Source organism: Pseudoblastomonas marina, from assembly GCF_034374265.1.
GTDB classification, from domain to species: domain Bacteria; phylum Pseudomonadota; class Alphaproteobacteria; order Sphingomonadales; family Sphingomonadaceae; genus Alteriqipengyuania_A; species Alteriqipengyuania_A marina.
Map to the genome: position 1 here is coordinate 1,396,089 of NZ_CP139718.1, position 13,732 is coordinate 1,409,820.

Annotated in this window: 15 protein-coding genes; 12 read left to right on the forward strand and 3 right to left on the reverse strand. The window is 62.7% G+C overall.

The features are described 5' to 3' along the window. Window positions 1-2: 2 nt before the first annotated feature. Window positions 3-329: a hypothetical protein gene (locus T8S45_RS06880; RefSeq protein WP_322295150.1), complete on the reverse strand. Its 327-nt coding sequence runs from the start codon at window positions 327-329 to the stop codon at window positions 3-5. A 411-nt stretch (window positions 330-740) separates the two neighbouring features. On the opposite strand from T8S45_RS06880, the gene infA reads away from it, so the two are divergent. The 8 genes from infA (at window position 741) to T8S45_RS06920 (ending at window position 7,112) form a co-directional block, all read left to right on the forward strand. Beyond that, complete coding sequence (gene infA / locus T8S45_RS06885; protein WP_322295151.1) at window positions 741-1,007, forward strand: translation initiation factor IF-1; 267 nt, start codon at window positions 741-743, stop codon at window positions 1,005-1,007. Window positions 1,008-1,052: 45 nt separating this feature from the next. After that, window positions 1,053-1,205 (forward strand): hypothetical protein, encoded by a 153-nt coding sequence (locus tag T8S45_RS06890; RefSeq protein WP_322295152.1) that lies wholly within the window; start codon window positions 1,053-1,055, stop codon window positions 1,203-1,205. A 57-nt stretch (window positions 1,206-1,262) separates the two neighbouring features. Beyond that, window positions 1,263-1,487 carry a hypothetical protein gene (locus T8S45_RS06895; protein ID WP_322295153.1) on the forward strand — a complete coding sequence of 75 codons (225 nt, stop codon included), beginning with the start codon at window positions 1,263-1,265 and terminating at the stop codon, window positions 1,485-1,487. 320 nt (window positions 1,488-1,807) lie between these two features. Beyond that, the gene (locus T8S45_RS06900) at window positions 1,808-2,122 is read left to right on the forward strand and encodes an ATP-binding protein (RefSeq protein WP_322295154.1); all 315 of its coding nucleotides are present in this window, start codon (window positions 1,808-1,810) and stop codon (window positions 2,120-2,122) included. Further along, window positions 2,119-2,754, forward strand: a complete 636-nt coding sequence (locus T8S45_RS06905) for a response regulator (protein WP_322295155.1) — start codon at window positions 2,119-2,121, stop codon at window positions 2,752-2,754. The genes T8S45_RS06900 and T8S45_RS06905 overlap by 4 nt, the downstream gene beginning before the upstream one ends. 159 nt (window positions 2,755-2,913) lie before the next feature. Beyond that, the gene (locus tag T8S45_RS06910; protein WP_322295156.1) at window positions 2,914-3,414 is read left to right on the forward strand and encodes a hypothetical protein; all 501 of its coding nucleotides are present in this window, start codon (window positions 2,914-2,916) and stop codon (window positions 3,412-3,414) included. A gap of 85 nt (window positions 3,415-3,499) precedes the next feature. Continuing rightward, on the forward strand, window positions 3,500-5,887 hold the full coding sequence (locus T8S45_RS06915; RefSeq protein WP_322295157.1) for a hypothetical protein: 2,388 nt from the start codon (window positions 3,500-3,502) through the stop codon (window positions 5,885-5,887). 295 nt (window positions 5,888-6,182) lie between these two features. Beyond that, a complete protein-coding gene (locus T8S45_RS06920; protein WP_322295158.1) occupies window positions 6,183-7,112 on the forward strand; it encodes a glycosyltransferase family 2 protein in 930 nt (309 codons plus the stop codon). Between the two features lie 11 nt (window positions 7,113-7,123). Here T8S45_RS06920 and T8S45_RS06925 read toward each other — a convergent pair whose 3' ends face one another. Further along, entirely contained in the window at window positions 7,124-8,071 is a 948-nt protein-coding gene (locus tag T8S45_RS06925) for an NAD-dependent epimerase/dehydratase family protein (protein WP_229658137.1), read from the reverse strand. 253 nt (window positions 8,072-8,324) lie between these two features. On the opposite strand from T8S45_RS06925, the gene T8S45_RS06930 reads away from it, so the two are divergent. Beyond that, window positions 8,325-9,164, forward strand: coding sequence for an SAM-dependent methyltransferase (locus T8S45_RS06930; protein ID WP_322295159.1), 840 nt, complete (start codon window positions 8,325-8,327; stop codon window positions 9,162-9,164). Here T8S45_RS06930 and T8S45_RS06935 read toward each other — a convergent pair. Then, window positions 9,161-10,228, reverse strand: a complete 1,068-nt coding sequence (locus T8S45_RS06935) for a UbiA family prenyltransferase (RefSeq protein WP_322295160.1) — start codon at window positions 10,226-10,228, stop codon at window positions 9,161-9,163. The genes T8S45_RS06930 and T8S45_RS06935 overlap by 4 nt on opposite strands. Before the next feature lie 142 nt (window positions 10,229-10,370). Between T8S45_RS06935 and T8S45_RS06940 the strand changes: the two genes are divergently transcribed. From T8S45_RS06940 to T8S45_RS06950, 3 genes are read left to right on the forward strand one after another with little or no spacing between them, the layout of a single operon-like run. Beyond that, complete coding sequence (locus T8S45_RS06940; protein WP_322295161.1) at window positions 10,371-11,558, forward strand: glycosyltransferase family 4 protein; 1,188 nt, start codon at window positions 10,371-10,373, stop codon at window positions 11,556-11,558. After that, window positions 11,555-12,652 carry an acyltransferase family protein gene (locus T8S45_RS06945; RefSeq protein ID WP_322295162.1) on the forward strand — a complete coding sequence of 366 codons (1,098 nt, stop codon included), beginning with the start codon at window positions 11,555-11,557 and terminating at the stop codon, window positions 12,650-12,652. Before T8S45_RS06940 ends, T8S45_RS06945 begins: the two co-directional genes overlap by 4 nt. 45 nt (window positions 12,653-12,697) lie before the next feature. After that, window positions 12,698-13,702 carry a phytanoyl-CoA dioxygenase family protein gene (locus T8S45_RS06950; protein ID WP_322295163.1) on the forward strand — a complete coding sequence of 335 codons (1,005 nt, stop codon included), beginning with the start codon at window positions 12,698-12,700 and terminating at the stop codon, window positions 13,700-13,702. Window positions 13,703-13,732: the final 30 nt, after the last annotated feature.

Below are 13,732 nucleotides of genomic sequence, written 5' to 3' on the forward strand. Positions count from 1 at the left end.
TATCAGTTATCCGTTTGCGCCTGAGCCGTGCTCATCATCTTCTGCGGCGGCTCGATATAGGTTCCGCACACTTTGTCGCCGCGGTCCAGGACAACCTTCAGTCGATCGATGTCGCTACGGGCATCCTCGCTCAGGTCCGGATCGTCCGGATCAAATTCGGACACCGCCTGCGTGACGTAGATCTTGCCCCCGAACTCGAGCACGAACTTGGGTTCCGCAAATGCTTCGACTGGGTCGACACAAACGAACGCTTTTCTCCTGCCAGACATACCGCCTCCTGTTGCTGAAATCAGCGGCGGCATCTTCGGCGCAGGGAACCCCTTCGTCAATGGCACGACCGATCGAAACGGGACCCAGGGCAAAATCGTAGGAAAACTCCCATCGCCCTAAGGTAAATGGGTTTTCCGTTTACTTTACCGCAAGCGCTGCCTGCTTGTCCCGCATCTTCCTCACTAAGCTCTCGAGGATCTCGCCCTCATCATGCAGGCCGCTTCCACTGGCTAAAGCCACGCATCCGGCTCGATCGTCAATCAGCTGCATCTCTTCTGACAGGACCATCGCGTCCCTTGTAATTTTTTTGCACGCTGCTATACAGAAATTGCCTAACGTCGTTTGCGACGGATTTTGATTGCCTCATCCTGCGATTAACCGCGGCAGTGGCACCACTTCCATTTCATCCTACCGGCTCCGCTACGGAATTCGTCCGTGCGGATGATTTTTCGTACGCAAGGATGACTTGATTGGCGAAAGAAGAGCTCATTACGATGGAGGGCGCGATCGACGAGATCCTGCCCGACGGGCGCTTCGGCGTCACCCTCGACAATGGGCATCGTCTTATCTGCTACACTGCAGGAAAGATGCGTCGCTATCGCATCCGATCGGTCGTTGGAGACCGCGTACACGTCGAAATGACGCCATACGATCTGAGCAAAGGCCGGATCGTTTTCCGCGAACGGACACCGGGGCATACGCCCGTTGGTGCCCGCAAGCGCGGATTCAGGCGCTGACACTTTTGAAGAGGCGGCGGGACCGACCCGCCGGACACAAGAATTATGACTGCAATGAACCTGCGCGATGCCTCGCGCCCGAAACTTTCGCTGCGCTACGGCGCGATCCACGCCCAGCGCGCCGATCGGGAAGGGACAAGTTCCCTTCCGATGCCGACCGCCGAATTGCGACATCTCGTCGCGACGATGATCGACTGATGACACACCATAATCGCGGCCATGCATCTGCATTCCCGCCACAGCAGGACGCCTGACATGGACCTGAACCACCAATATGCCGAGCATCAGCGAGCCCTGATGGGGGCCGGTCGTACCGCAAACGAAGACGAGCGCCTGGTCAAACTGGCGACAGCTTCGCGCATCGCAGGCCGTATCAGCGACTTCCAGATCAGACTGGGCGCCGCGGCAGCCTGTGCCTGGAGCAAGGCGCAGTTTGCCGACCACGCGTTGATCAAGACGGACTCCCAAGCGATCCTGTAGTTCGAGGGCCCTGACGAACCAATTCTGCTCAGGTGGAAATTCGACAGGTATCCACGCACGGCCGGGCGATCGGAAATTTCCGGTTCTCGCGCCCTGATTACGGCGACCTCGGTCCATTTGACGACTTGATACACGACCCCGGCCCGCCATCTCGCGCGCCGGGGCAGGGTGTGCTTCAGTCGGCTTGCGCCAGCATCTCCTGAATTGCCGCATGAACCTTACCGGGCATGTACGGCTTGGGGTAAAACCGCGAACCCTCCGGCAGTGGCGCTTTACCGAACAAGGGCGTGACTTGCACTCTGGGGTACTCTCCGGAGCGCTTGACCATTTCGGCGGATTGCCAGCGCGAAATCGGACTCATGCTGAGGGAAACTGCAGCGAACGCGGTAAAACACGGCGGTGCCCGGGAAATCGCGGTCGAATGCCTGGTGGAATCCGGCCGTCTGTTGCTGACGATATTCGAGGACGGCAGCGGTTTCAATTCCGCGATGATCGCGGAGGACGGCGAGACCATATTGCACTTGCCGCTTTCCCTTTCCGAGCGCGTGAAAAAGCTGGACGGGGACTTGGAAATAGTGGCGCTTAATTCGGGTTCGCGTACACGTATTTCTCTGCCAATGGAGCGATTGTCATGACGCGGGTAATGATTGCCGATGATCACCCTCTCGTACTCTCGGGGGTGGAATCGATCCTGCGCGACAGCGAATTCGAAGTGGTGGGGCGCGCCAGCGATGGCACCTCCGTTCTTGAAGCGCTCTCCTCCGTGCGCCCAGACATCCTGGTATTGGACGTCTCAATGCCGCAGATGAGCGGGATGGACGTGCTTCGAACGATGCGCGCCCGCGGAGATCAGCGGCCAATCATTCTGCTTACTGCAAGCCTCGCCGATCATTGCTTGGTGGAGGCGCTGTCGCTCAACGTCGACGGCATCCTGCTCAAGGAAGGAGCCGAACACCTGCTGGTGCGCTGCCTGCGGGAGGTATGCCAGGGCAAGCGCTGGATCGATCGCGAGGCGATGGATCGCGCCCTGTCCTATACAATGAACGACGGTAAGAAGGGCCAGCATCCCCTGACTTGTCTGACCAAGCGCGAGCGCGCCGTCACCGGGTTGATCGCCCGCGGGATGCGCAATCGCGCGATCGCGACCGAGCTCGGAGTGACCGAGGGAACGGTGAAGGTGTACCTTCACCGAATCTACGAAAAATTGAACGTGCAGAGTCGCACGGAACTGGCGCTCCTGGCGTCGTCCGCGCCCGAAATAGAATGAAATTCAACAGCAAAAGACCTGTTTCGCTGTCGAAGGATAACGTCGATTTGGCCGAACGCTGAATGGGATAAGGGTAAATGGTTCGGTAATCTTCTGGGCATCCCATCGATCACAAAGATCACGGGGACAGCACGCTTTTTTGCACCCAGGAGCATACCCATGAAAACCATTTCGATTCTCGGCGGTCTCGCCGCTCTCGCCATGTCTTCCGCCGCGCTTGCTGCGGTTACCTTCGACGCCGAAACCGGCACCGGCTTCGTCGGCAAGGGCGACGTCCAGCTCGCTTTCGGTTGGAACAACAAGGCCGCGCAGGACAATGCCAATGCCGTCAGCTTCACGTTCGAAACCGAAACCGCTTATATCGCCACCTGCGAGTGGGACACCGTGGCTGGCAAGTCGGGCAACGTCATCCATCACGAAGTGAACCTGCGCCGCAACACGGCCCTGAATTCGAACATCAATTCCGATCCGCGCAAGACCGGCCAGTATACGGGCTACAACCTGTCGGGCTTCGGCGCGACGACCACCAGCGGGCAGTCGGTTCCGACCGTCGGCGGCGCGTGCCCCGGCAACAATCCCGGCATCGTGACCGAAGTCCAGGAACTGGGCACCACCGGCGGCCTGTTCGTGCACTTCAACGGCATGTCGGCGCAGCTCTGACGTTCCTGAGGCTTTCTCCAATTTGGAAGCCCTCCAGGGGGGCGGGGGACCTCGGTCCTCCGCCCTCTTTGGTTCGGAAAGGCCTATGAAGACCAGCCTCACCGCGATCGGAATCCTTGCCCTGTCGGGATTTCCGCTCGAGCTTGCTGCACAGGAAGCGGCGGCCGAGCAGTCGAGCGAGGAAAACCGCATCGTCATCACTGCCGACCGCTTCATCATGCCGGCTCTGCGCGGGATCAAGCCGGAGCGCAGCCTCGATGAAAGCGATGTTGAATCCTACGGTTCGGCCACCGTCGGCGAATTCCTCGACGAGATCAAGGCGCAGAACGGCGATGAAGACCCGGTCTTCCTAGTCGATGGCGAGCGCGTCGCAGGGATCGAGGATATCGAGGACCTGCCGGCCGAAGCGATCGATGCGCTCGAAGTGCTTCCGCGCGGAAGCAGCCAGATGGCGGGCGGCGTTCCCAATCGGCGCGTGTACAATATCGTCCTCAAGAAACAGCTGCGAAGCGCCGTCGTCACCTCCAGTGCAAGGTTCGCGACCGAAGGGGGATGGGCAGAGGGGCGCGGCGAGATCGCATTGACGAGGATCGCCGGTCGCGACCGGCTCAATGCCGCGCTCCGCTATCGCGATTCCGATGCCTTGCTGGAATCCGATCGCGATTTGGCCCAACCGGCCCTTGCGCGCGACCTTCCGATATTCGGCCTGACCGACACAGCAGACATAGCCGCAGCGCGAACCCTCAAGCCGGATTCGCATGTGATCGAAGCCAGCCTCGCCGGTGCGAACCGCTTGGCGCCTTGGCTGTCCGCCAGCTTCAACCTGCGGGGCCGCTGGTCGCGCGACGACAGTCTCAATGGACTGGCCAATGCCCTGTTTACCGATGCGGGAGGCGAAATCCTGCGGGCCTATTCGCGCACGCCGCTCGAACAAAGCTTCGCCTTCGATAGCGCCAGCGGCAATTTGGTGCTGAATGCCGACGTGGGTCGCTGGCTGATCAGCTTGGCAGGCCAGCGCAATCGCAGCGCAAGATCCTTTGAAGCGGATTTTGCCCCGGCGGGGATCGCGGCCGGGCCCCGGCTGCCTGCCGGGGTGGATCCCGCGGTCGAACCGCTCGACGCATTTTTTGCCATCACCACCGGACGCAGCAACTCGCGCGGCGCGACGGACGGCGTCCGGCTCAACGCACTCGGCCCGCTACTCGCACTGCCCGCAGGCGATGCACGAGTGCGCGGCGCGCTCGAGTTCCGCCGCGATACACAAACCTCGGTCAGCGATTTCGGCGCAGGCCGGAGATTGCGCGATGTGTCGCGCCGGACCCGCGGCGGTGAAGTCGGAGTCGATATTCCCATCGCAAGCGCACGGCAGGATGTCCTTTCCGGGCTCGGCGAATTGAACATGAGCTTCGATTATGCGCGAAGCGATGTCGAAGGCGCGGGGGTGCTCGACCGGATCACCATCGGTACACTCTGGCAACCGATCGCACCGCTTTCCATTACGGCATCGTTCGAGCGCGCCAATCTTCCGGTTCCGGTCGAGGTGCTGGGCGACCCGCTTACCATCACGCCGAATATCCGGATCGTCGATCTGCCGACCGGTCAGACGGTGGATGTGGACTTCCTCAGCGGCGGCAATGCCGGTTTGCGCTCCGCGACCCACGAAACACGCCGCTTCGCCATCAACGCATCGCCCTGGCCCGAGATCGGGTTGAATGTATTCGCCGATTATCGCGGGGAAACGTTGCGCGATACGATCGGGTTCGTTTCTTCTGCGAGCCTGCCCTTCTACACGGCATTTGCCGATCGGTTCGTCCGCGACGGAGCAGGACTGCTGATCGCCGTCGATGGCCGACCGGTGAATTTCGCGCGCCAGGAACGAGAAGAGCTGCGATGGGGTGCCTCGTTTCTCCTCCCCATTGGGGGCTCCGAGACAGCGAGCCCGTCAAACTCTGCGGATGATGCGGGAAGTGATTCCTATATCGCAATTCCGCCGGGAGCGGGGACGCGCCTGCAGTTCGTTCTCGCCCATACGCTGGCGCTGCGCGATCGCGTTTTTTTGAGCGATGCGGCCTCCCCGATCGACCTGCTCGAAGGAGGCGCCATCGGCCTGGGCGGCGGACGGCCGCGCCATATCCTCGATGCAAGCGCCGCATTATCGGCGCGTGGCCAGGGAATTCGCATGGCCACGCAATGGCGCTCGGCTTCGCGCCTGATTACTGGAAATAGCGCGCAGGACAGGCTCGACTTCGGCGGCCTCGCCACCGTCAATGTTCGCGCCTTCACCGACCTCGACCGTATCCTGCCGTCGTCCGGCTTTACCAAAGGTGCGCGCGTCTCACTCTCGATCATCAACGTCGGCAATGACCGCCAGATCGTTTCAGACGACGACGGGGTGACCCCGCTCGCCTACCAAAAGGCATATCGAGACCCGATCGGACGGATTGTCGAGATCGAACTGCGCAAGGCGTTCTAGCCCCGCAGATCCACCAATCCCGTTCCCCAATAAAGCCTGCGGATGTCGCCGGCGAACATGACTCGGAACCTGTTCCACCAGCCGGATCACCTCGGGCGACGAGCTGAAATGGCGAAATGGGCTGGCCGGTTTTCGGGGGCGAGGCATGCCCTCCACTGGCCGATCAGCGGCGAACCGCCAATGGGAGCATTTGCCTAGACAATGCCCGGCTGCTTAGGCGATTATCCTCCGGATTTCTGCGTGTTTTCCGCACTTGCACGGTCCTGCAATCACGTGCATCGAACGGGCCTGGAAATTGTCCCGAGTACTCGTCACCGAAATGGTTTCTGTCCCTCGCATCGCAGCCATTCTGGCCGTCAAAAATGGCGCAGATTATCTGGGGGAAGCAGTTCGCAGCATTCTTCGGCAGACCATGGGCGATTTCGAGCTTGTCATCGTCGACAATGGCAGCACCGATGAGACGGCTGAAATCCTCTCCGGGTTTGCCCGGCAGGACAAGCGGATAAGACTGCTATTCCTTCCAGACCCCGGGCTATCCGACTGCCTCCGGCTGGGAATAGCCAACAGCGCCGCCCCATACCTTGCGCGCCTCGACGCAGACGACCTGGCCAGGCCAGATCGCTTTGCGCTCCAGATGGAACGCCTCGAAGCGGATCACGGACTTGGTCTAATGGGTTCACAAGTGACGATGATAGACAATCGAAGCCGGCCCCTGGCGAGACTGACCCGTCCAACCCATGATCCCGAAATTCGACGACTGATGTCTCGCCTTGTGCCGTTTTGCCATTCGAGCGTGATGATGAAACGCGAGGTTTATGAGCGCGCGGGAGGGTACCGCCCCGGCATCCGTTATGGCGAAGATTGGGATCTTTGGCTCCGCATGGCTCCGCTCACGAGGATGGCAAACCACGAAGAAGCGCTCGTCTCCTATCGTGTGCATGGCGATTCAATCAGCCAGCGCTACGCCGTGCGGTTTTCGATCGCCCAGCTTCGGCTCCGGGCAGCTTCGCTTCAGGCACAACAGGAACTTGGGTCGCCTGACGGCTTTCCCGCCCGACCGCTGATGCGGGAAAGCTTTGGCCTCGTCCGCACATCTCGCGAACAATTCGTCCGAGAGATCAAAACTCACGTTTTCAAACAGGCATTGAAGAGACTGCTTTTCGTACTCGGTGCCATGCCGATAGTATCGCGCGCATTCCCGAGGCTTTTTCACGCCTCGCCCTGATCGACGACGCCCTACCTCACCCCGGAACCGAGGCCTGCCGTTCCGGTCATCCCATCGATGAAGGGGACCGACGCGCCCACCAGTTCGCCCATCGCGAACCGGTCCACGAGGTCCTTCATCCCGCGTTCGATCCCGGTTCGAGGTTGCCAGCCAAGCTGGACCATCGCGCGCTCGGGGTTACCTACGAAGCGGCTCACATCGTAGCTCCGCGGCGGCGCGAGGACGATTTCGACCGGCGCGCGCGCGCATTCGATCGCAAGTTCGGCCAGCCTGCGAAGCGTCGTGCCGCTTCCGGTGAGGAAATGGATCGGGGGCAGCGCCTCGCCGGCCATGGTCGCCATCACCGACCGGTAGAGACCGTCGGTCGCATCATCGATATGGGTGAAGTCGAACAGGTTGTCGGCTCCTTCGAGCCGCAGGACGCCTCCTTCGGCAGCGGTGCGCGCGAAGGCGGGGACAACCCGGTCGGAATGGTCGTGAATACATCCATAGACATTCGAAAACCTGACCAGGCTGGCGCGCAGGCCCGCAGCACTCGCATGGTGCACGAGTTGCTCCCCCGCGACCTTGCTGCGGGCATAGACATTGAGCGGGCTGAGCGGCGCATCCTCGCTCACGGGCAGGCTCGGAGATTCGCCGTAAACCTCTCGGCTGCTGGCGAAGATGAGCCACGGCCGTACCTCCATCCGCAGCGCAATATCGATGATTTCGCGCAGTGGGTTGACGTTGACCGCTTGGCACAGAACGGGATTCTGTTCCGCCCACACGACCCGGGAAATCGCAGCGAGGTGAATGATACCCGTCACGCCTTGCATGGCGCGTTCGAGGGCAGCCGAACTCCGGCTGTCCTCCGCAGGGTTATCGTGAAAATCGAATGTGCGAACCGGGATGGAAGACCGGACCAAGCGCTTCACGATCGAACGGCCGATCAACCCGCTGGAACCTGTGACCAAGATCATCGATCGCGAAGCCCCACTTCCCTTCCGGCCGATGGAGCCCACACGCAAGACGCGATGACCATCAATCAACCAGCCCGAAGATCGATATAATATCCAGAAGGCTGTTATTGCAAGTTAGGCAGGAGGATGCCTCGCATTGCGCCAACCGCTTGGTTGCGGCTCGCTTTCACATGCGTCAAACGGGACTATTCACAGTCACTGCAGGTTCAATTCACAGGAGACACCGGAATTGCGCGGATTGATCACCAGGTCCATGGCTCGGCTCGCCCAGATGGTCTCCGTAAGGCCCGTCCCTCCGGGCGGAGGACGATCGCCCATCCGCGATGCGCGCGTCCGGGCCAGCGGCCATTCGACCCGCGATGTCGAATCTTATTACCAGCACAACACCCCGGCCTACCTCCGGGGTTTCGGAGAATTCTTCCAGGGCAGCAGGCCTGATTCAGACGAACAGCTGGTCAGCTACACGATCGAAGCCGCGCAGCTCGCCGACGGACAGGATGTCCTCGATGCCGGGTGCGGCGTAGGCGGTCCCGCGCTTGCATTCGCCACCCATCTGGATCTCCGCATCGAGGGTGTCACGCTTGCGCCGGCTCAAGTCGACGAAGCTCGCACGCGGATCGCCAAGGCCGAACTCAAGGGTTCAGTTGCCGTGAGGCAAGGCGATTTTCACCAGCTGGCGACATTGTACCCGGGGCGACAATTCGACCGGGTGCTGCTGCTCGAATCGCTTTGCCACGCCGAATCCTATCGCAATGTGCTTGCCGGGGCCCGAGACCTGCTCAAGCCCGGCGGCAAGATCTACATCAAGGATTTCTATGCCGTCGACCACCGCGCCCGGCCGGAGCGGATCGAGGCCCAGAACACCGATCTGAAACGGCTGACCGATATCTACAAGCTCGTCGTCCCCGACCTCCCGAGCGTGCTCGATCTGGTCTCGGAGCTGGGCTTCCAACTGGTCTATCTGCGGATGCCCGAATTCGAGCCGACCTACCGGCACTGGGCGCAATACGAAGTCGAAACCGGCAGGCCGTGGAGCCCGCATACGCAACCGGGCGAAGTGATCCAGGGGTTCGAACTTCTGGCGCAGATCTAACGGCTTCTGCGGCTGCTCTCGTATTGCGGGTCGCGCAGCCGCGTCACGTCGTCCAGGACCTGCCGCCAACGCTGCGGAAACAGCAGCAGGTGCAAGACGAGCACGGCCAGATTCCTGGGATCGATCGCGATGCACGTCACGAGCAGCGCGAGCGGTAGGAATACGTCGTAGAACTCGTGCAGAAACAAGGTGCCGCGCGGATGGTGCCCGACGATCCTGACCACCATCAGGAAGCGGTCGTTCCGCTCCCACACCAGCCAGCCGTAGAGCGCCAACGCGACGACACCCGCCGCCAAGGCGATCGGCCCTCCCAACAGCGCCAACGAGCCGATTGCCATCAGTTCGAGCGGGAAGATGACCCGACGGGCCCAGCGGGCAGCCGCCTCGACGCCGATGCGCGCGACCAGCGTGTTCGCGCCGGCGAGCCGGTCGAACTCGAAATCGACGATCTGATGCCACAGGATTCCGCGCAGACCGAAGCAGGTCGACCAGATGGCTACCCCGGCGAGCCACGCGGTCTGTTCGGCAACGGGCGCCGTCGCGAAGCAGGCGAGCGCAGCCAGTACCGCCGGGACGGTATTGGCGCCGATCGCATCGCACAGAGCTCCCGCAGCCCCGCGGGTCTTGAGCCGGATCGGGGGCAGCGAATAGAGCGAGAAGGCCAGCCAGCCGGTCGCGTAGACCGCGATCATGAAGGGGTTGTCGCGCCAGATGTAGCCGAAGAGGACCCCGCCTGCGGCGCAGGTCGCGAGGATGGCGAGCGGCAGGATCTTCCCGCTTCCGATCTGCGGGTTCGGCTTGCCGGCACGGTGGTCGTCGCCCCGGTCGGTCAGGTCGTTGAGGACGCTGACATAGATCGCGCCGGGGATCAGCGACACCAGCACGAGCGCGATCGGGGCAAGGGCATCGTAGAGGGTCCGGTCAAGATAGAGGCTGGTGGCATAGGCGACCGCGAGTGGCGGCAGCAGCTTGTACTCCCACCAGTCCGACGCCCTGATCCACGATCTATTTCGAGATCTACTACCCGAACCCGCCGCCTCATCGTTCCCGATTGCCTGCGTCAACTCGCGCACCCTCCAGAATTTCGAGTAACGGACGATTTCGACTTTCCCGTTGTGGGCGAATGCGCCAACAAGCACAGACAATCAAACGGATTTGGTGGGGAACGCCGGGAATACAGCCGGTCAATTGGGAGGACTAAAACCGATGGCGTCCCGGTCGCCGAGGCGGATTGCCTTCGTCAGCTGCAACGAGACGCCGTGGGGTGGCAGCGAGGAACTATGGTCGCGTGCCGCCCTCGCCCTCGTGGGCGAAGGCATAACCGTCCGGGTCGCCAAGCCGCGGATCGACCCGAGCGCGCCCGCGATAAAGGCACTGCGCGAGGCGGGCGTGAAGCTTGTCGATCTTGCGCGCATCTGGCCCCTCCCCGACCGGATCCGCGACCTCGCCGCCTGGTTCGCACGCCCGGCATTGATCGGCTGGCAGCTGCTCAGGCTCACCCTCTTCCTGTGGCGTTTTCGCCCCGGTCTCATCGTGCTGTCGCAAGGGGGAAGTTGGGACGGCTTCTACATGCACTTCGTGCTGAAGCGGTTTTCGGTCCCTTATGCGCTCATCTGCCAGAAGGCATCCGATCACTACTGGCCGCCCGATCACCTGCGCCCCACGGTGTGCGACTTCATCGAGGGAGCCAGCCACGTCTTCTTCGTGTCCGAGCACAACCGCCGATTGCTCGAGCAGCAGGTTGGCGCTGCGCTCGCATCGGCTTCGGTCGTGCGCAATCCCTACCTCGTCGACCGGGAGGCACCGCTGCCTTGGCCCGGCGAGACGGGCACGACACGGCTGGCATGCGTCGGACGGCTCTTCCCGATGGAAAAGGGCCAGGACATCCTGTTGCGCGTCCTCGCAGATCCGAAGTGGCGCGAGCGCGATGTCGAGGTCAGTTTCTTCGGCGCGGGACCATGCCGGGACGGCCTCCAAGGAATGGCGCGGCATCTCGGTTGCGACAAGGCACATTTCCGGGGGCATGTCGCAGACGTGCGCGAAATCTGGGCGTCGCACCATGCGCTGGTCCTGCCGTCCCGGGCCGAAGGCCTTCCGCTGGTGCTGGTCGAAGCGATGATGGCAGGGCGGGTCGCGATCGTGAGCACCGCCGGCGGGAGTGCGGAAGTCGTCGCGGACGGCCGAACCGCCTTCCTGATGCAGGGCTTCGACGAGGCCGGACTCGATGCCGCGATGGAACGGGCTTGGGCGGTCCGCGACCGGTGGCGCGGGATCGGCGAGGCCGCGGCCGCGGCGATCCGCGATAGCGTTCCGCCCGATCCCGCCGCCGAACTGGCCGCTACGCTTCGTTCGCTGGCCGATACGCAGTCCGTTTCGAGGACGGGCGCGCGATGAGCGTCGAAGGGATCGGCACTGTCGGATGGCAACGGATCGACCGCACCCTGCTCAGCATCCAGTACCTGCGGGCCCTCGCGGCAATCGCGGTGCTCGTTGCCCACGGCCTGCCGGACCTCCCGCAGTTGCCGATCTCGCTTCTCGGGCTGGCGATGGACCTGTTCTTCCTGATGAGCGGGTTCCTGGTGGTCGTCATCTCTTCGGACGAGACGAGGCCGTTCGACTTTTTCGGCGATCGGCTGGCGCGGATCGTTCCGCTCTACTGGACGCTCACGCTTGCCGCGTTCGTGCTGATCTATTCGGGCATCCTGTTCCCGATCCTCGATCCGGGAACGATCGCGACACGAATGGCCGGCGCCGATTGGGCATTTCTCGTGCGCTCGCTGCTGTTCATCCCCGGAAGCAGCCCGTTCGAACCCGATCTCAACCCCCTGATTCCTCAGGGGTGGACGCTCAATTACGAAATGATGTTTTACGCGCTGTTTGCCGCCGCGCTGTTTCTACCCCGGCGCTACCTCGTTCCGGTGGTATCCGTCGGTTTCGGCGTGCTGGTGGCACTGGGGATCCTGCTGGAGGGGGGCGAACCATTCCGCTTCTGGACCTCGCCGATGATATTCGAGTTCGTATTCGGTTTGTGGGTCGGTCTCGCATGGCAGCGTCGGTGGAATTACGGGCTGGTCTTCCTCGGGCTGATGCTTGCCTGGCTCCCCCTCATGGCGGTGACCGAGCAGTATTTCCTCGACTCACCGTTCACGCCGCAACGGATGCAATACCTGCCCTTCGTCCTTGCGCTCTTCATCGCTTGCGTCGCCCTCGATCGCGCCAGCGGCGGACTGCCCTTGTGGAAGCCCGCCAAGCTGGTCGGCGATGCGAGCTATTCGATCTACCTCGTCCATTTCTTCCCGATCATCCTCCTCGATCGGGTCGGCGCGGCGGTGCCGATCGCGCCCGCGGCGTACTTTGCGGTGGTGGTGGCGGGGGGATTGGCGAGCGGGCTCGCCACGTTCCACCTCGTCGAGCGTCCGATGATGCGGCTGGTCAGGTCGGTCCGCGCCGCCCGCCGCGCACGACCGTTGCGAGGCCTTGCGACGTGACCCGAGGTCGTGCGGCCATCTTCGAGAGGCGTCGTGAGTGGAGCGATGCCTGAACCGGCAAACCTGGCTGGAACTCCGGACGATGCCGCCACCGACAGCACGCCGTCGTTCCGCGACCCGGCGCTCGAACGGCGCTTTTCCGAAGAAGGGTTCGTCAAGTTGCGGATCCTCCCGAGCGATGCAGCGATCGCAATCGCCGGCAGGATTGCCCGGCTGTATCCCCACGGTGTGGAGGCGAACCAGCCGCAGTCGAACTGGTATCTCGGCCTCATCGACGACGATCGCGAACTCGCCCTGCGCTCGGCGAGGCTGGTGCGCGACGCCATCGTACCGTCTCTCGCTCCGCTCTTCGCCCATGCCCGCTGCCATTATGCGAGCGTCGCCATCAAGCCCGGAGGGGCGGGAGCAACGCCGATCCACCAGCACTGGCCGACCACCATCGATCCGTTCGCGCGCCGGATAGCCTGCTGGGTCCTGCTGTCCGACCGTCAGGGAAGCGCGGCTCGCTTCAGGCTCGTGCCGCGAAGCCAGCGCATCTTGCCCTATATTCGCCATTCCCGGTCGGGCGACTATTTCGACGGGTTTTCGGAGCAGGTCGAACGGCGCCATTCCCGCGACCTCGAATTGTCGCCGGGAGAGGCGGTGCTGTTCGAGGACAGCATACTGCACGGGACCGGAGCCAATCCCGGTCAACAGATGCGGGTCGCCGCGCTCGCGAACTTTGTCGGCGCCGATATGGGGACCGCGGCGCTGCTTCCCGATGGCGATGACGCCTTTGCCGTGATCGACACCGGCGGCAGGGACGGCATGGCCGAGTTTCTCGAGACCGGGGAATGGCCGGAATCCTGGCACCCCGTGTCGCGAATCGCCAACCGCAACCGAGCGATCTCCGAGGAAGAATTCGTGCGTTTGCTGGCGGGGAACGAGGCGGCGACGCTCGACCATGATCCGCTCGATGCCATCCGGTCGCCGCGAAGCCGGTTTTCCCGGATCGTGCGGCGAGCGGCAAGGCTGGCAGGCCGGTGGACCGGGCGCGGTGCACCAGGTTGAGACGAGCGACCGTTGCGCGGTGACTTCGGA